This is a genomic window from Citrobacter sp. RHB36-C18, assembly GCF_013814485.1.
Lineage (GTDB): Bacteria > Pseudomonadota > Gammaproteobacteria > Enterobacterales > Enterobacteriaceae > Citrobacter > Citrobacter braakii.
Genome location: NZ_CP057125.1, coordinates 3770483 through 3790356 on the forward strand (window position 1 = coordinate 3770483; position 19874 = coordinate 3790356).

Genomic DNA, 19874 nt, shown 5'->3' on the forward strand with positions numbered 1-19874 from the left:
GCCTTCACCAGACAGGCGGGAGTTATCGTACTCACCTCGACAAAAAAACCTGCATCAGAGGCATCCGCCCCTGATGTTCCCGAAAGGCTTTACGTTGAGAAAGTAGAATCCGACGCTGATTCAAAAAAATCTAAAGACGGCTTGTAGTAACGCATAAAATCATCAAACGTCACTGGCGGTAAAAATTGATAACCCTGCAGGTAATCAACATTATTTTTCCCCAACCATTGCTGCTGATAGCCATGTTCAACGCCTTCCGCCACCATGCGTAACCCCAGAAGTTCGGAAAGGTGAATGATTGACTCGAGCATAGGGATATGTTGCTCAACTTCTTTAATCGCTTTGATAAACGTTTTATCAATTTTTATAACATCCAGGTCTAACTCATTGAGATAGCAAAGGTTAGCGTATCCCGTCCCAAAATCATCTAAAGCAAACAGAACCCCTCTGTTTCGCAACGATCGTATCAGCTCTTTGATTGCAGGAGTAATAGTGAGAGTCTGGTTTTCAGTTATTTCAATCATCAATTTTATCGGTAGCCTTTGCGTTATTTCCATAAAATTAAGACACTCCCAATAAAAGACGGGGTTACTTAAACCTGATGGGCTCACATTAAAGGAGACGAATAAAGTTTTATTGAAATCCTCGCTTCCGTCGACCAGATTACGCGCGACGGTGTTCATTAAATAGCTCGTTAACTCATTCATTAAGCCACTTTTTTCAGCCAGCGGTATAAACTCACGCTGAGAAATAGCATAATTATCTCCCTGTGGCCAACGAGCCAAAACCTCAACACCACAGACATCTTCGTTGATATTTACGATGGGTTGAAAATAAGGAATGATCTCTTCATTCCTTATTGCCATACTCAGTCGACTAGAATCTGAGACATCATATGCTTCGCCGTATGTTACATTCTTACCAGAATGACTGAACGTCGAGGAACCTTCATGCAATAGATTATTCCTGGTTAAAAAAATGATAGTTTCATTAAAATGAGAAAACCCCAGACGAGCGGTAATTCGTTCCCGATATCGATACACTGACTTAATTGTTATCGAGTTAGCATGACAAAAATCGTGCAATTTTTCCTTTGTGAAAGATGCATACAGCATTTTCTCTTCAAACTCAGTCAAATGAAAAGTAAATATCGCTGAACCTTTAGTGACTTCCACAACCTCATTGGGAGCCATTAGATTGGCTCTCAACTGAGAAATCAGCTGATCCGATAGTTCCCGTCCATTAATGAATGCATACTCCTCATACCCCCGATTAATAGAACGATTTTCATTCATCCGAAGAACAATACAGTTTATATTGATAAACTGCGTGCTATTTCTCTGAAACCACTTCCTGACCTGGAATAATGGTAACCGGTTATCGATTACCAGTAAACAGGATGGATACCGTGGAATAATTGACTGTGAACCAGAAATAAATGCCCGCGCATCGACCAACACCAGATTTGGCAACCACGCTTTTATCCCTGAGAAAAGAAAAATATCATAACTGAGCAGAAAAACCTTTTTCGTATTCATAGTTACCACCAACTTAAATTTATGGCATGGCAGGTCCCTCGTTTTATACACGAGAGAATATACAACACCTTTAGCCTCCAGAAATTACAATGCAGTCCGCGAATTAACTTTATCCATAAGTCATCTCACGCAGTTTCAGATTTTATAATCACGATTATCCATATGAATATTACCATTAAATGTTAAGGCCATTTTAATTATTGAAAAAGGAAAAATCCTAATTCTTCATCAATACAAATCCTATTGCTCATTTTCACTGCAAGACAAAACAAAAAACCACGAATACTAAAAATGACAAAATATAAAACTACTAAAACCGTAATGATAACATATTATTGTTACTCATGCTGCCCGACAAACCATTAACGTACGTCGCAGATCTCTGATCGCATAGACATTTTTGGCGATATGGATGATCTTATAATAAAAAATTTCCTGTCGTGACATGAGTTGTTCGGTAACGTCATCAGGAACATTATCATTTTTATTTTTAACAATAGCTACACGACGGGTCTGCAGGTAACCATCACGATCTTTACCAATAAAATTCAGGATAACATTACGATCTACAGCATAATTTTTACCCTGAATATTGAGGCTTCCTATCTGAGATACCCGCCCTTCGGTAGCAGAAGAAATACGAAAAACCAGCAGAACTTCACCTTCAATTTTTACCCCCTGAGTTTGCGCCTCCAGATGCAGGTAAGTTTTTGCCGAGCAGGTCAGCGTCTCAGGTTCTTGATGGCGATATAAAAAATATGCTGTTATCGCTGCAAGAAAGATTGCCCCACTAATAAACAAAATTTTCACATTCACGGACAACCCCTCCTTTCTCTAACGTACAAATCCCAAGCAAATTCACTCTAAGATCATTGCCGGCTGATAAATTATTATCGTCATAAAAAACAATTGTTTTCTTGCCATCATGACAAGCCGCATTTACTTTTCGCCACATATCAGAAGATAAAAATGCTTTCGTTTTATCAGCATTATTGTCATCGGCAGTATAAAGTTCACAATCATCTATTGCCCTGATATAGATAAAATTTTTGGAACTTGAATTAAGTGCTAAAAATATAAAAATAGCGCTTCCAAGAAATGCAAATAATAAAATGAACAGAATAATGTTTTTACGTTTTGGTCTTACGGATGAGTTCACCGTCTCAGTTACCGAACGCACAGTTTCATCTTCAGAGGAAGATGACGATTCATCGCTGATCGAAGCATGGAACAAAAATCCCTGCCGAGGCAGCGTTTCAATGGGATTACCCGCCCCCAGCTCACTAAATGCTTTTCGCAAAATACTGATGCTTTTATTAAGACTATGACCCGATGGGGCCATGCCATGCTTTTTCCAGACTTCTTCAATGATAAACTCGCGGTGGACTTGTTGATTTTTATGGGCAATGAATAGCTCAAGTAGTCTCGCGGTAGACGCCGAAAGAATTATTGTCGTATCGCGATGTTTCAGGCTTTTTCTGGTGGAATCATACTCAACCTGTTCATTAATTATACTGTTCATACTACCTGACTCTTAATTACCGTGACGTTGAGTGCAAATGACTAAAATTTCATCTGTGCCGAGCTGATCACTGCATTGTATAAAGATAGTTACAGTATAGGTTCGATATCTAACCATGACATATCGGATCAGACTTAATGCTTACTATTGATTGAGTTTGAAGCACCCCTGACCTACTGGTATGTATTTCTGCAATGCAACGATAAATTTCCGGTTTTTTGATTTCAATTCGCTACTACGCCAGGTTTCACCCGGCAACACATAACGCATGGTGGCTTCATCATCGGTTGAGTTGCACCCCAGATGTACGATGATTTTAAAAAAAGTATTCCCGGTGTTTTTCAGTGTTCCGTTTGCCTCATCAATGGTGTAGGCCAGATTCATTTTTCTCGGGCGAACAACCAATATGGTGTCCATAGCGATCACCGGGAGAGCCTGCCCTCCTTTCCCTTGATTACGCTCGGTAAACAGCGTTATCGGCATTTCACGAAACAGAATTCGGTAATAGCGTTCTTTATCATCCTGCGGTCCACGGTAGAAAATCTTAAAAAACTCACTCGCCTGCGGAGCCAGTGAAAAATTCAGCGGCGTAAACAGAAGTTCGCCTTCAGCAATGGCACTTCTGTTTTCACCTCCCGGTCCAGGCTTATCAATTTTTACTGCGCCAATACTGTACAAATTCTGTTTCTGGCTATCGTTATAGATCCGTTTGCTGATAAATGATTTATCCGATGGCATCTCATAAATGGTCGACTCCAGGTAGACAGCCTGTGCGGAGAATATAGTCAACCCGGAAAGTAAGATAAATACCCATCTAAACACCAAACGGCAGCGGTTCATGGCGTCACTCCCACCCAATTCGCCGTGACTTTTATCTCTCCACTGGCACTGACGACACCTTCCCAATCTGTTCCGGAAACAGTTAACATCGACCGTGAATCATTCATTGGGAAAAGCAATTTTAAATCCGTAGTATAGTAGCTTCCATCATCATTGTTATTTGCGTCCCAGGGCGTCTGTTGCCACTGCGCATCGCTCATATTGATTGCTGCTTCACTACAGCTATTTCGTTTCTTCACCACGCCCCCCAACTGACTGTTGTACTGCAGAAAGGCGGGGATTGGGACTGACAGCCCGCCTTGAGGGGAGGTAAACAGACAGTAAGGCACACTGTTTATCGTCGTACTTTCTCCAATAACTTGCGCGGTAATGCTATCAGCCTGACGAGGACCGGAGACTGTCACGGTGTAATCTATTTCTATAGGAGCGGCGTCGCCAATCGTGCCACTGCCGCTCGCAGAAGCGGTGTTGTCTGAAGAGACGATACTGATCCCATACTCCTTCGGCACAATATTGATCTGTAGCGAAGGCGTAAACTGGTAGTGCCCTGACTCAGGTGTTAAGCCATTATAAAAACCGAAGGTAAACGGTTGAGTGTTAGTAATGCTGATTCCTGAATCGACGAGTTTTTTCAGGAATACTTTTGACAGAAAAATATATATGTACTCTCCAGAGGTCGTGAAAACGTTGTAATAAGCAGTTGAAGTACCATAGTTATACCAGTTTGAACCATTCCCGGAGTATTTCACGGTGGCCGGTCCAGGCGTAAAACCAAGCATCGCCGTGTCGACATAAGCGCGAAACGTCAGAGAGGCGGTCAGATTGGCGGTTTGTTGCAGGTTATAATTTACCATTTTGCAAATCACGCCGTCTTCGCCGTTAACCACGCCAAGCTCGCAATAACCAGTGTCTTTGGTGATGCTCGGCGTACCGTCACTGGCAACCCAAAGCTCCTGAAATGCATTAGTCGATACAAGTGACAGATGACCGCGTTTGGTTAACGTATAATTGACGTAATTCCATAATCCTTTCGATTGATCTTTGCAACGTTGCCCGGAAGAATAATCATAATCCACGGAAGTATAACAACGGTTGAACACATAGGTTTCGCTGCTACCGGTAGGCACATTGCGAAAGTACTCATAGGCAGTATCCGTCAGGGAAGCGAATCCGTAGGCGCCACCAATAACACCTGCGACAGAGCCTACCTGCGCATGATAAAAGCCGTTTTTATCAGTGCCTTGCCCGGCAATAAATCCAGTTGATGGACACTGGCTGCCGCTATAACAACGGATCCCCCGAAAAGGCCCGTTAATCGGGGAATTATCAATCCACATGTCCTGATAATAATTTCCTGGCGCAGTCCAGATGACAAAACCTAAATACCCGAGACTTACCTGAGAGGTACCGTATTTTATCCACGTGTTTGAACCGCTGAAACGAGGGTCGAGTGCGGAGGGGGTGATAAAGTATTCACTATCAATGGCATTTTCAATAAACAAATAGTTATTACTGACTGAGCCGGAAGATACTGCATTCAAAGCCAAAGCAGGCGCAGGCGTGAAACTCCCCACGGCACAGATTACAGTAGCTACTTTAATTAATACTTTCATTTTATTACCTCTGCGCCATCGTGGTTTGCGTGGCACATTTCACATCACCAACCCACGCTGCGCCGCGTGCTTTTTCCAAATCGAGATCGGCTTCGCATAGGCTGCCATTGGCTGAAATTAACGTGATGACCGGATATTTCTTATCGATATCGATAGCAAACTCCCCTTTTTCATCCGTACGCGTTTTACCGATGTGATTATGAATATCGGTGTTTGCAGCCAACTGCCCATCGGGATAACGAATACGCCCGAATACGGTGACCATACTTTTCACTTCAGGGTTGATAACACCCACGTTACCCGGATATAGCGTCAGTTCCTGTTTGCGCCCTGAAACAATATCAAAGCTGTCTTCAGAGTTTTTATCATTGAGGATCTCCAGCTTATACTGAGCATAAGGCGGCAGTGCAATGAAATTTGATTTACCGCTGAGAAGATAATTTCGGTTATTAATCTTCGCAGCCAGTTTCCCTTCGCCGGTCAAATCGGTTTTCACAATAATGCCTGACCTTTGCCTCTCTTTACTCAGACCGAAATCTTTTCCTGCCCACGCCAGGGAACCTTGAGAAGAGAAGTTCATATTGGTGGAGTTGTCCGCAGAACGCGTTACCGATACGGTGCCGGCGTTATATTTCGTGTCATAACTCAGATTGCCGTTTACCGAGTAATTATTGTCGTAATACTGCTCACCACTCAGGCGTGTCGAAGCCGACAATCCGACCGATTTAATGGGGCCTTCAGCATACTGCTTGCGCGCGCTGAGATTACCCTGAGTGCTGCCATAGCGATCCCGGGAGACGCCCATGCTCATCCAGGACGCCAACGGCAACGATAAATCCAGGCTGACATAACGTTCCTGTCGCCCATCGTCATTCCGGTTGTTGTAGTAATAACGCTGAATACCTGCGCGCAACCCAACCGTGGCATACTTGCCTGAATAAAGGTTCGTGCTGTAGTCCAGGTTACGGTATTTATTTCCCGAGTAGCGATTCTCCGTCTGACTCACGGTAAGCGAGCCGCCATGAGGAATAAACTTCCCGAGGTTAAGAGTGCCACCAATGGAATAATTGTCACGCTCCTGCATGGGCAGACGGTCGCCAATTTTACTGTCTTCACGAGATGCCCAAAGGGAACCATATCCCTCGGGGATATTGAGATTGATATTACTGATGTTTCGCCATGACGAATCGTTCGCTACCAGCGTCTGATTGCCAATGCTTACGTATTCATTCACATTGAGTGTGACATCCGTTTCATTAACCGTATTGTTGCCAAAACCGTAGAGCGTAGATTTCAGGCCCAGCCCCGACAATATCGCCAGCGTCACCGATGCGGCACCGCCGGCAATCCAGGTCTGCTCATTGCCTAAATCCTGATAGTGGTTTCGCTTATAACTCACACGGTCATAATCCAGTGAGCCACCAAACAGTTGCCATGAGAGCTGATCAATTCCGGCTGCCTGTTGGCGGGCAAAGATTTTATTAACCCGACTGATACGACTATTAATTGTCCGGCCATTGACCACGATATCTACCGTGACATCATAAACACCATACGGGAAACGACTGGTATCAATTTCATAACTGCCCATATTAAAGTTCTGTACGCTGAGCAAACGCCCGTCACGAAATACATGAACCTCGCCAGCGGCTGGCAAAAATACGGTAATTGGCGTGAGCGAAAGCGAGGTATTCTCAACAACCGTACTTCCTTTGTTTCCGTAGCTTACGCCATAAATTTTCCCACCATTCAGCGCATTCAGGCTGGCAATAGACTGGACATTCCAGGTGTCGAGCATCCCGAGCGCCAGTCGATATCCGTCATAATCACGCTCATACATCGCGCGATAGAGTTTACTGGTGCTGTTGCTGTCGCCTATGCCGTAAAACGAACCGTTAATGTTGACATGGTGTTCACGCAGCGATGTTGTATTGTCCATCGTCAGATAGCTGCGGGTACTGCTGCCGTTATGATAATCGTTGTAGTAGGTGCCAAAGTTATAATTCAGGACGTTAGAGAGAGTCTCCACGCTGGAAGGTCCAAGCAGGCTGCTGCGTGCGACAATCGCTTCAGTTAACGCATCTTTGCTGACAATCATCTCCAGGTGAAATGAAGAGACGTTGAGTTGCAGACGTGCATCATTCGATAGCTCGATGTTGGTGTTATCGTGAAACTTCACATCACGAATTTTTTCCACCAACGCGCGGGTTTTTCCAGATAACACGGCATTATTGGGCAATTCAGCAAGAGCCAGGGATTTAACCGTAATATTGCCATCAACAAGGGAAATCACCGCATCGGCAACTTTTTGCTGACTTTTCTCATCAGTCTCGTTGTAACGAATATATACCGGCACCGTCATTCCCTGCTCCAGGGAACGGGCGAAAGCGCTGGGGATAACATAATTACCCACTTTTACTGGGGCTGCATGTGAAAATCCTGGTGTCAGCGCAAGAAAAAGACAAATGCTACCGCCGACAATATTTGTTGTTGTCATCTGCATCCTTACTTTCCGGTAATTTTATTTATCCCTGCTATTGACCATCACTTCACTGTAATAAACTGCTTACCGTGCCAGATACCGATGCGTGAACGGCTATTACTAATGTCGGTAAACTGTAATTTTATTTTTGTACCCGGCATAATGTAATAACGTTCGCGACAGCCTCGTCCCCGATCGCGAGCCTTATCTTTACAAGCCCCATAGGCGATCACACGAAACGAAACATTGCCGGTATTAGTAATAACATCGCCATTTCGGCTATATTCAAAACGCTCCTTGCGCGGCGCGACTACCAGGATAGTGCCAATTTCAGCCGACGCTGTTGCAACAGCCATTTTATTCGCCCGGGTTTCCGCGCTCTCGGTGACCGGCTCATCTATCCATTGCAGACGATAATAACGCTCGACATCATCTGCAGGTCCTTTATAAAAGAAACGAAATACATCCTTCGCCTGGCCAGGAAGAATAAGATTGGCAGGTGTAGAGAGTAATTCTCCGGAATTAACGGGCTTTATTTCGATTCCCCCCGCCAAAGGTGATGACAATTGTTTTACCGAAACACTGACATAACGCGCCGCATCTGTCGTATTGATAATTTCTTTCGATAATGAACTCTCAGCAGAAGTCATGATCGATGTGATTTCACCAACATTAATTGCCCATCCGGGAAAAGATGCTACTAACCCTACCAACATCGCTGCCGGTAAATATTTTTTCATGACACCATTCCTGATAAATTCGGGAGAACAAATTCTCCCGAATTTTTTATTACTTAGGCAGACGGAGTCGTCCAGGTTGCATTGAACTGTACTTTTACATCGCCAGTCCAATAGCCGTCTGGCAGTGCAGAGTAATCTGCTACTGTCTGACTACCATCAGAAGTCGCTGACGCGATGGTGAATTTGAAGTTGGATTGATCGCTGACACGATCGGCACCGTTATAAGCGCCATCAGCCATCAAGCTTTCAAGACCAGAAGTGGAGCTGGAGTTAACAAGGACAGTATCTGATGAATTAGTCAGCGCAGTGCCATTCCATGCCACCCCTACGTTCAGGGTAGAAGCATCACCACTGGCGTTGATCAGAGTGTTACTAATAATCTGAGCAGTCAGTTCAAAATCAGTTGCCGTCTCCTGACCCTGAATCGTCACATCAAAAGCACCGTCCTGAGAGTTGAAGGCATTCAGCCCTTCAGCATACTGGAAAGTTAAAGAGTTCAGCGGGGTGACAACCAACATGCTGGTGGTATCTTTCGTTGCCGTCGCGTCCCACGAGGCTGTTGCAGAAGCAGTAACATCTGCCATTGCATTTGCTGCAACAAATACAGAAGCCAGAGATGTTACTAATAATATTTTTTTCATTTTATCTTCTCCTAAGAACAAACTCACCACCGAGTCTTATTATTAAGTCACTCCAGCGGTTCCATTAATTGCGAGCCAGAATTGCCGCGCCAAAAAATTATCATTTGGATTAAGTAACATCTCAACAAACCCTGAAACGTAAAAATTACAAAAAACTAAGAATTTTCCTATAAAAAACATTATCTAAGAAGTTTCCTAAGATATAATTACTTAAAATACGTACATTTTTAGAATTATTATCCACACGAACAATAAAAACCAAACAATTCATCTTTTTTATGTTTTTGATAAATATCAAAAAGATCATACAAATAGCCCAGGAGTAAAACCCTTAAAAAACATAAAGATAATTAACATCCACATACTCTCTCTGTAATGCTTATTATTTGTTGCAATTATGCTAATTTTTTAACTTCACAAGAAAATTCTCATGAAATATTTATTTAAGAGGGAATATTCTTATAAAAATAGCGCTGACCTGTAGGATTATCATTCGAATTGATAATTATTCCACATAAATAAAACCAGGAATTTTCCATATAAAATGAATATTCCTGGAATATCAAGAGATAAATAACGCACGGCAAAGATAGGGTTAGCTGAAACCTTTCAACCCCAAATAACTATTAATTGTTACCGTACGGACCCGATGTAAGCTAATCAACTTTTGATGTTCGAGGGATTTTAATGAGCGGCTAACGGTTTCAATTTTAAGATCGAGATAACTGGCAATTTCCTCCCGCGAGAATGGCAAGCGAAGCGTCGTTTCAGGCCTGCCAATACGTAAATGCATTTCGTAAAACTCCACGAGGAAAGCAGCGATTCTGGCCTCAGCATGTTTATTGGCATAACGCCGTAGTTTTTCAACAATGAATCCATTGTCCCTGCAGAGAAACTTGATGACTGCCGCTGCAACCGACGGCTCCTTTTCTGCTGCCTTGAACAACCGCGCAATATCGATATGACATACCTCCGCAGCCGTTGCAGCCTTGATCGTTGTCAGATACTTACCCCCCTCAACGGCATCCAGCGCCATGATGTCTCCCGGAACATAAAAGCGACTGATAAAATCGTTATCACCACATTCCACGCTGGACGTGCAGTACCCCTCGTGAATAACAAAAAGCATGTCCGCGGCTCCATCCTGGCGGGCGAGTATCTCCCCCGCTTTAAACTTCCTTCTTTTGTCTATTAATCGGTATTGATTATCACGATCAATCGCCGCGCCCTTTGGACACAGTGAACAATGCCGGGGGGGAAACGGGTTGCCGAGTGGCACAACAGGAATGCTATGTTTGTGAATATCCGATTTCACGCAACGACTCCTCATAAAAATGAGACTGATTCTAATAGATTGGACCATAGGAACAATACGTGAGCCGCAGACCCAGAAAATTCATGCTGGCAGGGAAAATTCTGTGATACGTCGTCTTTCAACGTCAGGGAGCGCCTGGGTAAAAACCAGACTGATGCGGATGATGATAAAACGCAGGATAGAAAACAAATACGGTAGCGGGGTAAAGAGTAGAATTAACCGGGCAATGCCTTAATAGACTTTAAAATCATAGACCTATTATGGCATCGCCCGTTTTCAATTACACACGAATCGTGTCGTCACCGAAGCCAACCCACTTATAGGTGGTCAGTGCTTCCAGACCCATTGGGCCACGCGCGTGCAGTTTTTGCGTACTCACAGCCACTTCCGCCCCCAGTCCGAATTGGCCGCCATCGGTAAAACGAGTAGAGGCGTTAACGTACACGGCAGAAGAGTCCACTTCATTCACGAAACGATCGGCGTTACGCAGTGTGCGCGTCAGGATGGCATCGGAATGCTGGGTCCCATGCTCGCGAATGTGGGTGATAGCATCGTCCAGATCGGTAACGATTTTCACGTTCAGATCCAACGACAGAAACTCGTCGTCATACTCTTCGGCTTTCACCGCAACCACGTTAGCGGGCCCTGCCTGCAATGTGGCCAGCGCGGTGTCGTCGGCATGCAGCGTGACGCCGCTTTGTGCCATCTGCTGGCTCAGCGCAGGCAGAAAACGCGCAGCGATATCCTGATGCACCAGCAGGGTTTCTACGGTGTTACAGGTGCTCGGACGCTGGGTTTTGGCGTTGACGATAATCTTCAGCGCCGGGTCGATCTCCGCGGTATCATCAACATAAATATGACAAACCCCAATGCCGCCGGTGATGACCGGGATAGTCGACTGCTCACGGCACAGCTTATGCAGACCCGCGCCACCGCGAGGGATCAGCATATCAATGTACTTATCCATACGCAGCATTTCAGCGACCAGCGCGCGGTCCGGGTTATCTATCGACTGCACGGCTGCGGCGGGTAAACCACAGGCTTCCAGCGCCTTTTGGATAACCGCCACGGTTGCCGCATTCGTCCGGTACGTCTCTTTCCCACCGCGCAGGATCGCCGCATTACCGGTTTTCAGGCACAGGGAAGCCACGTCAACGGTGACATTTGGACGCGCTTCATAAATCACGCCAATCACGCCCAGCGGAACGCGACGACGTTCGAGACGCAGGCCGCTATCCAGCAGACCGCCGTCAATCACCTGCCCGACCGGGTCGGCGAGATTACATACCTGACGCACATCGTCGGCAATCGCTTTCAGACGCGCCGGAGTCAGCGCCAGGCGGTCGAGCATCGCTTCGCTCAGGCCGTTGGCTCGCGCTTGCTCAACATCTTGTACGTTCGCGCTGAGGATGCTTTCCGTTTGCGCTTCCAGCTCATCAGCTATCGTTTCCAGTACGCGGTTTTTTTCGCGACTGGAGAGCAGCGCCAGCTTGTATGACGCAGCTTTGGCAGCAATGCCCATTTGTTCCAGCATATGCCTGTTCCTTAACGGGTAATCATGTCGTCGCGATGGACAGCAACCGGACCGTATTCGTAGCCCAGGATGGTGTCGATCTGTTGTGAGTGATGTCCGGCAATACGGCGCAGCGCATCGCTGTTATAGCGGGTAACGCCGTGGGCAATATCGCGCCCTTCGAGATTGCAGATGCGGATCACTTCACCACGAGAGAAGTTGCCTGTCACGCTTTTAATGCCTTTTGGCAGTAATGAACTGCCACGCTCCAGAATCGCTGCGGTCGCACCCTCATCAACGGTAATTTCCCCGGCAGGCGGTGCGCCGAAGATCCAGCGTTTACGGTTCTCCAGCGGAGAGGCCTGTGCATGGAAACGCGTCCCAACGGAGACGCCTTCCATCACGTCGCCAATTACACCCGGCTTGCTGCCTGCGGCAATAATGGTGTCAATCCCGGCACGGCATGCAACATCAGCGGCCTGCAGTTTAGTCCCCATACCGCCGGTTCCCAGACCCGAGACGCTATCACCGGCAATGGCGCGCAGCGCATCATCAATACCGTGAACGTCTTTGATCAGCTCAGCCTGCGGGTTGGTGCGCGGATCGGCGGTAAACAGCCCTTGCTGATCGGTCAGCAGCAGCAGCTTATCGGCCCCGGCCAGAATCGCCGCCAGCGCTGAAAGGTTGTCGTTATCACCGACTTTAATTTCGGCGGTCGCTACGGCGTCGTTCTCATTAATGACAGGAACGATGTTGTTATCCAGCAGCGCGCGTAGCGTATCGCGGGCGTTAAGGAAGCGCTCTCTGTCTTCCATATCCGCACGCGTTAGCAGCATCTGTCCGATGTGAATACCGTAAATCGAGAACAACTGTTCCCACAGTTGAATCAATCGGCTCTGCCCTACCGCCGCCAACAGCTGTTTCGAGGCTATCGTTGCCGGGAGCTCAGGGTAACCCAGATGCTCACGTCCGGCGGCAATCGCGCCCGAGGTAACGATAACAATACGATGCCCTGCGGCATGGAGCTGCGCACACTGGCGAACCAGTTCTACGATGTGGGCGCGGTTCAGGCGGCGCGATCCGCCCGTTAACACACTGGTGCCAAGTTTTACCACCAGCGTCTGGCTGTCACTCATGATTCTCTGCCATTCAAAATTGGGGAAAATGATATCAAACGAACGTTTTAGCAGGACTGGCCCCGGTTGCCAACAACCAGCGCACAAAGCATGAATTTTTATTGCGCAGGATCAGCAAGCGTAGCGGCAGATTTTGACGCATTTATTACAGAAACAAAAAAACATCCTTTTTTAGAAATATTCTTACTTTGTCATAAAACGTTCATTACCAGACGTTAAAAACCCTCCTGTCTTTTAACGGGGATCACACCCAGTGAATATTAGCGCGTACTTTTAATCAGGAATGAAAATGAAAAAGAGCACTCTGGCATTAGTGGTGATGGGTATTACTGCGTCAGCATCCGTACAGGCAGCGGAAGTGTATAACAAGAACGGTAATAAACTGGACTTGTACGGCAAAGTAAAAGCCATGCATTACATGACGGATTATGACAGCAAAGACGGCGACCAGAGCTATATCCGTTTAGGTTTTAAAGGCGAAACGCAAATTAACGATGAACTGACGGGATATGGCCGCTGGGAAGCAGAGTTCGCCGGCAATAAAGCCGAAAGCGACTCAAACCAGCAAAAAACCCGTCTGGCCTTTGCCGGTCTGAAATTAAAAAACCTTGGCTCGTTTGATTACGGTCGTAACCTCGGCGCGCTGTACGACGTGGAAGCGTGGACCGATATGTTCCCGGAATTCGGCGGCGACTCCTCCGCGCAGACCGATAACTTTATGACCAAACGCGCCAGCGGCCTGGCGACCTACCGTAACACCGACTTCTTCGGCGTCGTGGATGGTCTGGATCTCACCCTGCAATACCAGGGGAAAAATCAGGACCGCGATGTGAAAAAACAAAACGGCGACGGTTTTGGTACTTCCGTTACCTATGATTTTGGCGGCAGCGATTTCGCGGTGAGCGGTGCGTATACCAACTCCGATCGTACCAACCAGCAGAATCTGCAAACGCGTGGGACTGGCGATAAAGCAGAAGCCTGGGCGACCGGTTTAAAATATGATGCTAACGATATTTATATTGCGACGTTCTATTCTGAAACGCGCAATATGACGCCAATTTCCGGTGGCTTCGCCAATAAAACACAGAACTTCGAAGCGGTAGTTCAGTACCAGTTTGACTTTGGTCTGCGTCCGTCACTGGGTTATGTGCTGTCAAAAGGGAAAGATATTGAAGGCGTAGGCAATGAGGATCTGGTCAATTATATCGACGTTGGCGCAACGTACTATTTCAACAAAAATATGTCCGCGTTTGTCGATTATAAAATCAACCAGCTCGATAGCGACAATAAACTGGGCATCAACAATGATGATATCGTTGCTGTCGGTATGGTTTATCAGTTCTGATGTAGCATAAAAAAATGCCGGATGGGTTGCGCCGCCATCCGGCATTTTACTGTTCATTATGCCGTTAATTTAACCGGTTCATCGTTAAAATCGTCAGCAGGCTCCAGCGCCAGATTCAGCGACGTTAACAACCCACGTAATTTTTCATGAAATTCACGTAAGGTGTATTCCAGTCGCTCTACCACTTCAGTCTCTTTCACCGGCACCGCAGTCCAGTTCCCGTCTTTATCGAACAAGCCAAACTGGTAGCTGTACGTGAAGCGTTTTTCCTGCGCCTCCAGTTCCATCCACCAGCCCCAAAACTCGCGTTTCTCTGGGGCGGGTTTCACATTGACGCAAACAGCCAGACAATCGAAAAAAAACCGATTATCTTCGCACTGCCCTTCCCGGATGTACGGGCCAAGCGCGGTGAATTTCTTGATCAATCTACTTTTCGGATGCCCACTCGGTAACGTCATTACGATCTCCTTAGGTGAAGCACCTGTTTTACCAAATCGATAAAATTTAGCAAACTTTTAACACAATCTCTGATTGATCCAACCGGTTATTTCCTGCAGCCCTTTGTCAAAATTGCGATACACCGGGTTGAATGGAATCTCCAGCAGCTTACCGTCAGAAGATGAAGATGTGATTAAACGCGACTCCTCTTCCGGGCTAAACGGATCGTTTTTCCAGAACCCCGACAGCATTGGCGTCGGGCAGCGTCGGCCCAGCAGACCCTGCACTTTTAATGAATAGCGATTAAGCTCAACGCGCAACGCTTCATCGGATGCGTCGTGCATCCCTAAACGACTGGCCAGAACGTCAAGGTACATTTCCGGGACGCTTGCCTGGCGCTGCGGGTCGCTAAGCAGCGCATGAACCACCGGCCCCAAACAGGCCACCGCCTTCAGACGTGATGATTCCAGATACGCAAGGCGTACCGCCACGTTGGCGCCAAAGCGGAAGCCGAAGGCCGCCACACGGGTGTGATCCACCCATGGAACATTCGGCAGCGCTTTTAATACGTGCTGGTGCAGCAGGCTGGAGTCCTGGGTCAGTTTCCATTTTGACGAGAACCCGACCGACGGCATATCCAACGTCAGCATGGCAATACCGCGCGGGGCAAAGTAGCGCTCATACAGAGTGTAATAATCCGTTTGCATGGAATCGAGGCCACCGCACATCAGCACCGTCGGGAACGGACCGTCGCCTTTTGGCATATGCAGGAAGCCGGTAATCGGCGCGCCGCCGGTAACGGCAAATTCCATCTCACGCAGCGTGCCCGGCAGACGCTGTGCGGCCTCTTCATAGGCGCGATTGGCCAGAGCCTGCGCCTGCTCTGCCAGCTCATCGCCTTTTAAGTGCGGATAAGCGGCGATGTTGTAGAGCGTGGAAGCATGCAGCCAGTGGCGTCCGCTCACCTGCGGATCCTCTTCCATAGAGGCTTTCTGTTGCCAGTCCATCGCCTGCTTCGCCCACTCGTAAATCCAGTTTCCGCCGCGATAGCCGATAACCGTGTCGTAAAGCTCTTTATCGGTGCGTTCGGCTTCGCTCATGACGATACGTGCCTGCACTTCGAGGATTTCGCGCGGATCGACGCCACGCCAGATCCACATCAGGCGGTTCACCATGCGGTACCAGTGCGGGATGGTTTTGCCATCCAGGGTCGATTGTACGGACGGCTGCGCGCCGTGATTAAAACGACGAACCAGCGTTGACGTTTCAGGGTGTTTGAAGCGGGGTTTAAACAGGACTTCGCTGAGGTTAGCCTGTGACATGATTGCAGCCTCCATGAGTACTCACTAAGGCATAGTGTAACCTGACACAGCACAAAAAGAACAACGCCCGACAGTGCGGGCGTTGAAAACTTTTTAGATTAGCGACCCGAGATCGGCGGAACGAACACTACGCCCATATCCCACGGCTGCTCAATCCAGGTATCCTGAGGGATATCAACAACATAATCATTCACCAGCGGGCGACCTGCCGGCTTAGCGAAAATAGTGACGAAATGCGCTTTAGGGTACATTTCGCGGATCGCTACGGCGGTACCACCGGTGTCAACCAGGTCATCAATTACGATGAAACCTTCACCGTCGCCTTCGGCACGCTTCAGCACTTTCAGTTCGCGCTGGTTGTCGTGATCGTAGCTGGAGATGCATACGGTATCGACATGACGAATACCCAATTCACGCGCCAGCAATGCGCCCGGCACCAGACCACCACGGCTAACGGCAATAATGCCTTTCCATTGTTCAGAAGGCATCAGGCGGCTTGCCAGTTTACGTGCATGGATCTGCAACATGTCCCAGGTGACGACGTATTTTTCGCTCATGTGAAGTGTCCCAGCCTGTTTATCTACGGCTTAAAAAGTGTTCGAGGGGGAAATAGGTTGCGCGAGATTATAGAGATCTGACGCACTAAAAACCAGTGTTTCGCGGAATCCGCGCCTCTTTTTGCATGCTTTATGCTAGCCGTCAGCGGAGAAAGTGGTATTCTCAATCGCATCGCGCAAGCCTGACTTGTGATGTTTTTAATTCTGCTAACCCTGTGGCCTGCAAGCAAGTTTTGTAGGACATCGCCAAGGAGACTCAACGTGTCTGAACTGTCTCAGTTATCCCCGCAACCGCTGTGGGATATTTTTGCCAAAATCTGTTCTATTCCTCATCCGTCCTACCATGAAGAGCAGCTCGCTGAACACATTCTGAGCTGGGCCCAAGAGAAAGGTTTCCACGTCGAGCGCGATCAGGTCGGTAATATCCTGATTCGCAAACCCGCTACCGCAGGAATGGAAAACCGCAAGCCGGTCGTTCTGCAAGCGCACCTGGATATGGTCCCGCAGAAAAATAACGACACCGTGCACGACTTCACTAAAGATCCTATCCAGCCTTATATTGACGGCGAATGGGTAAAAGCCCGTGGCACCACGCTGGGTGCGGATAACGGCATCGGTATGGCGTCCGCACTGGCCGTTCTGGCTGATGACAACGTGGTACACGGTCCGCTCGAAGTGCTGCTGACCATGACCGAAGAAGCAGGTATGGATGGCGCGTTTGGTCTGCAGGCTAACTGGCTGCAGGCAGATATTCTGATCAACACCGACTCTGAAGAAGAAGGTGAGATCTATATGGGTTGCGCAGGCGGTATCGACTTTACCTCTAACCTGCCGCTGTCCCGTGAAGCAATCCCGGCTGGCTTCCAGAGCTTTAAGCTGACGTTGAAAGGCCTGAAAGGCGGTCACTCCGGTGGCGAAATCCACGTTGGTCTCGGTAACGCTAACAAGCTGCTGGTACGCTTCCTGGCGGGTCACGCTGAAGAGCTGGATCTGCGTCTGGTTGATTTCAACGGCGGTACGCTGCGCAACGCAATTCCGCGTGAAGCCTTTGCCACCCTCGCCGTGGCGGCAGATAAAGTTGATGCGTTAAAAGCGCTGGTCAACACCTACCAGGAAATCCTGAAAAACGAACTGGAAGCCAAAGAGAAGAACCTGGCTCTGCTGCTGGATGCCGTGACTCACGACAAAGCCGCGCTGACCACTCAGTCTCGCGACAGCTTCGTACGTCTGCTGAACGCCACCCCGAACGGTGTTATCCGCAATTCCGACGTAGCCAAAGGCGTGGTTGAAACCTCCCTGAACGTCGGCGTTGTAACCATGACTGACGACAACGTTGAAATTCACTGCCTGATCCGTTCCCTGATCGACAGCGGTAAAGACTACGTGGTAAGCATGCTGGATTCACTGGGTAAACTGGCTGGCGCGAAAACCCAGGCCAAAGGCGGATACCCTGGCTGGCAGCCGGATGCTAACTCTCCGGTTATGCACCTGGTTCGCGAAACCTACCAGCGTCTGTTCAACAAAACGCCAAACATCCAGATCATTCACGCCGGTCTGGAATGTGGCCTGTTCAAGAAACCGTATCCGGAAATGGACATGGTTTCCATCGGGCCAACCATCACCGGTCCGCACTCCCCGGATGAGCAGGTTCATATCGAAAGCGTTGGTCACTACTGGACGCTGCTGACTGAACTGCTGAAGTCGATTCCGGCGAAGTAAGATCCTGCGCTAAATGCCGGATGGCGCTACGCTTATCCGGCAATCCATCAGAGTCACAGCCCCAACAGCAGCTGTCTTTCCAGTTGGGGATCCAGCAGCGTGACGTGTAATCCCACCAGCCTCACGCCTCGCCCTCCCCGACGTTCTTCCCAGGTTTTACGCGCCGTCGCAATTAAGTCATCTTTATTTAAGCGCGGCCAGACGTGCTCCTGCGTGGTCTGCTGAAAATCATTAAACTTGAGTTTTATCCCCTGGCGAGCGATAAGGAGATCCGGCTTTACCTTGGCCAGACGCCGTTCCAGTTCGGGATAAAGCCGCTCAATAATCGCCTCGCATTCTGACCACTCATGAATATCTTCCGCCAGCGTACGCTCCACGCCGACGGATTTGCGCAGTCTGTCGTTGTTAACGTCCCGCTCGTCAATGCCCTGACTTCGCTCCCACAGCACGCGACCAAACTTACCAAAACGTTTGAGCAGCATTGCCAGGTCGTATTTTTGAACATCCTCGCAGGTACGCAATCCCATTGATTCCAGCTTAGCGGCGGAGACTTTGCCGACGCCGGGAATTTTGCCGAGCGGTAACGTTTTGAGAAATTCAGGAACATCGGCAGGTGTAATCACATATTGCCCGTTGGGCTTGTTGAGATCGGAGGCTATTTTTGCCAGAAATTTAACCGGCGCAATCCCGGCGGAGGCGGTTAGCTGCAGCTCGTTAAAAATCGTCTGGCGGATCTCCTGGGCGATCAGCGTGGCAGAACCGTGGCAGTAGGTGCTGTCGGTTACATCCAGATAGGCTTCATCCAGCGACAGGGGTTCAATCAGCGAGGTATAGCGGGAGAAAATAGCCTGAATCTGGCGGGAGGCTTCTTTGTAGGCCTCGTAGCGACCGGGTAATAAGGTAAGATGCGGGCATAGCTTTAACGCCATTCCCGTTGGCATCGCGCTACGCACGCCAAATTTGCGCGCCGGGTAATTGGCTGTACTGATAACCCCCCGGCGCTCCCGGCTGCCGCCGATGGCAATGGGAATGTCACGCAGAGCGGGGTTATCGCGCATTTCCACCGCTGCGAAAAAGCAGTCCATATCAACATGTATGATTTTGCGCATTACTCGCCTCCCACAACACTGTTTAAGTATACAGTATTTTTATA

General features: G+C 48.1%; 17 protein-coding genes. 2 read left to right on the forward strand and 15 right to left on the reverse strand.

The genetic code is table 11. From position 1 onward, the window contains the following. Positions 1 to 89: 89 nt before the first annotated feature. The 11 genes from HVZ52_RS18000 to proB all read right to left on the reverse strand — a co-directional run bounded on the left by HVZ52_RS18000 (position 90) and on the right by proB (position 13340). Positions 90 to 1538: an EAL domain-containing protein gene (locus tag HVZ52_RS18000; RefSeq protein WP_181598552.1), complete on the reverse strand. Its 1449-nt coding sequence runs from the start codon at positions 1536 to 1538 to the stop codon at positions 90 to 92. 342 nt (positions 1539 to 1880) lie between these two features. Continuing rightward, positions 1881 to 2354 (reverse strand): hypothetical protein, encoded by a 474-nt coding sequence (locus HVZ52_RS18005; protein WP_046276288.1) that lies wholly within the window; start codon positions 2352 to 2354, stop codon positions 1881 to 1883. Next, positions 2329 to 3060: a winged helix-turn-helix domain-containing protein gene (locus HVZ52_RS18010; RefSeq protein WP_019076099.1), complete on the reverse strand. Its 732-nt coding sequence runs from the start codon at positions 3058 to 3060 to the stop codon at positions 2329 to 2331. The genes HVZ52_RS18005 and HVZ52_RS18010 overlap by 26 nt, the downstream gene beginning before the upstream one ends. A 144-nt stretch (positions 3061 to 3204) precedes the next feature. Next, entirely contained in the window at positions 3205 to 3900 is a 696-nt protein-coding gene (locus HVZ52_RS18015) for a fimbria/pilus periplasmic chaperone (RefSeq protein WP_047417050.1), read from the reverse strand. Continuing rightward, positions 3897 to 5513: a fimbrial protein gene (locus HVZ52_RS18020; RefSeq protein WP_181598553.1), complete on the reverse strand. Its 1617-nt coding sequence runs from the start codon at positions 5511 to 5513 to the stop codon at positions 3897 to 3899. The genes HVZ52_RS18015 and HVZ52_RS18020 overlap by 4 nt, the downstream gene beginning before the upstream one ends. A 4-nt stretch (positions 5514 to 5517) precedes the next feature. Beyond that, positions 5518 to 8010, reverse strand: a complete 2493-nt coding sequence (locus HVZ52_RS18025) for a CS1-pili formation C-terminal domain-containing protein (protein ID WP_181598554.1) — start codon at positions 8008 to 8010, stop codon at positions 5518 to 5520. Positions 8011 to 8057: 47 nt separating this feature from the next. Continuing rightward, positions 8058 to 8735: a hypothetical protein gene (locus HVZ52_RS18030; protein ID WP_046276284.1), complete on the reverse strand. Its 678-nt coding sequence runs from the start codon at positions 8733 to 8735 to the stop codon at positions 8058 to 8060. A 53-nt stretch (positions 8736 to 8788) separates the two neighbouring features. Further along, positions 8789 to 9376, reverse strand: a complete 588-nt coding sequence (locus tag HVZ52_RS18035) for a common pilus major fimbrillin subunit EcpA (RefSeq protein WP_046276283.1) — start codon at positions 9374 to 9376, stop codon at positions 8789 to 8791. A 595-nt stretch (positions 9377 to 9971) separates the two neighbouring features. Beyond that, positions 9972 to 10691: a Crp/Fnr family transcriptional regulator gene (locus tag HVZ52_RS18040; protein WP_047498426.1), complete on the reverse strand. Its 720-nt coding sequence runs from the start codon at positions 10689 to 10691 to the stop codon at positions 9972 to 9974. A gap of 280 nt (positions 10692 to 10971) precedes the next feature. Beyond that, positions 10972 to 12225: a glutamate-5-semialdehyde dehydrogenase gene (gene proA, locus HVZ52_RS18045; protein WP_181598555.1), complete on the reverse strand. Its 1254-nt coding sequence runs from the start codon at positions 12223 to 12225 to the stop codon at positions 10972 to 10974. Between the two features lie 11 nt (positions 12226 to 12236). Beyond that, positions 12237 to 13340 carry a glutamate 5-kinase gene (gene proB / locus HVZ52_RS18050; RefSeq protein ID WP_003031373.1) on the reverse strand — a complete coding sequence of 368 codons (1104 nt, stop codon included), beginning with the start codon at positions 13338 to 13340 and terminating at the stop codon, positions 12237 to 12239. Between the two features lie 289 nt (positions 13341 to 13629). Here proB and phoE point away from each other — a divergent pair, with 289 nt between their 5' ends. After that, positions 13630 to 14685 carry a phosphoporin PhoE gene (phoE, locus tag HVZ52_RS18055; protein WP_016151867.1) on the forward strand — a complete coding sequence of 352 codons (1056 nt, stop codon included), beginning with the start codon at positions 13630 to 13632 and terminating at the stop codon, positions 14683 to 14685. Positions 14686 to 14741: 56 nt separating this feature from the next. On the opposite strand, the gene crl is transcribed toward phoE, so the two are convergent. The 3 genes from crl to gpt all read right to left on the reverse strand — a co-directional run bounded on the left by crl (position 14742) and on the right by gpt (position 17002). Continuing rightward, the gene (gene crl, locus HVZ52_RS18060) at positions 14742 to 15143 is read right to left on the reverse strand and encodes a sigma factor-binding protein Crl (protein ID WP_016151866.1); all 402 of its coding nucleotides are present in this window, start codon (positions 15141 to 15143) and stop codon (positions 14742 to 14744) included. 57 nt (positions 15144 to 15200) lie between these two features. Beyond that, positions 15201 to 16445 (reverse strand): esterase FrsA, encoded by a 1245-nt coding sequence (frsA, locus tag HVZ52_RS18065; protein ID WP_016155767.1) that lies wholly within the window; start codon positions 16443 to 16445, stop codon positions 15201 to 15203. Between the two features lie 98 nt (positions 16446 to 16543). Next, positions 16544 to 17002, reverse strand: a complete 459-nt coding sequence (gpt, locus tag HVZ52_RS18070) for a xanthine phosphoribosyltransferase (RefSeq protein WP_003031380.1) — start codon at positions 17000 to 17002, stop codon at positions 16544 to 16546. Between the two features lie 261 nt (positions 17003 to 17263). Here gpt and pepD point away from each other — a divergent pair, with 261 nt between their 5' ends. Further along, the gene (gene pepD / locus HVZ52_RS18075) at positions 17264 to 18721 is read left to right on the forward strand and encodes a cytosol nonspecific dipeptidase (RefSeq protein ID WP_016151863.1); all 1458 of its coding nucleotides are present in this window, start codon (positions 17264 to 17266) and stop codon (positions 18719 to 18721) included. 53 nt (positions 18722 to 18774) lie between these two features. Here the strand turns inward: pepD and dinB are convergent, their stop codons facing one another. Further along, a complete protein-coding gene (gene dinB, locus HVZ52_RS18080; protein ID WP_047357632.1) occupies positions 18775 to 19830 on the reverse strand; it encodes a DNA polymerase IV in 1056 nt (351 codons plus the stop codon). Between the last annotated feature and the right edge of the window lie 44 nt (positions 19831 to 19874).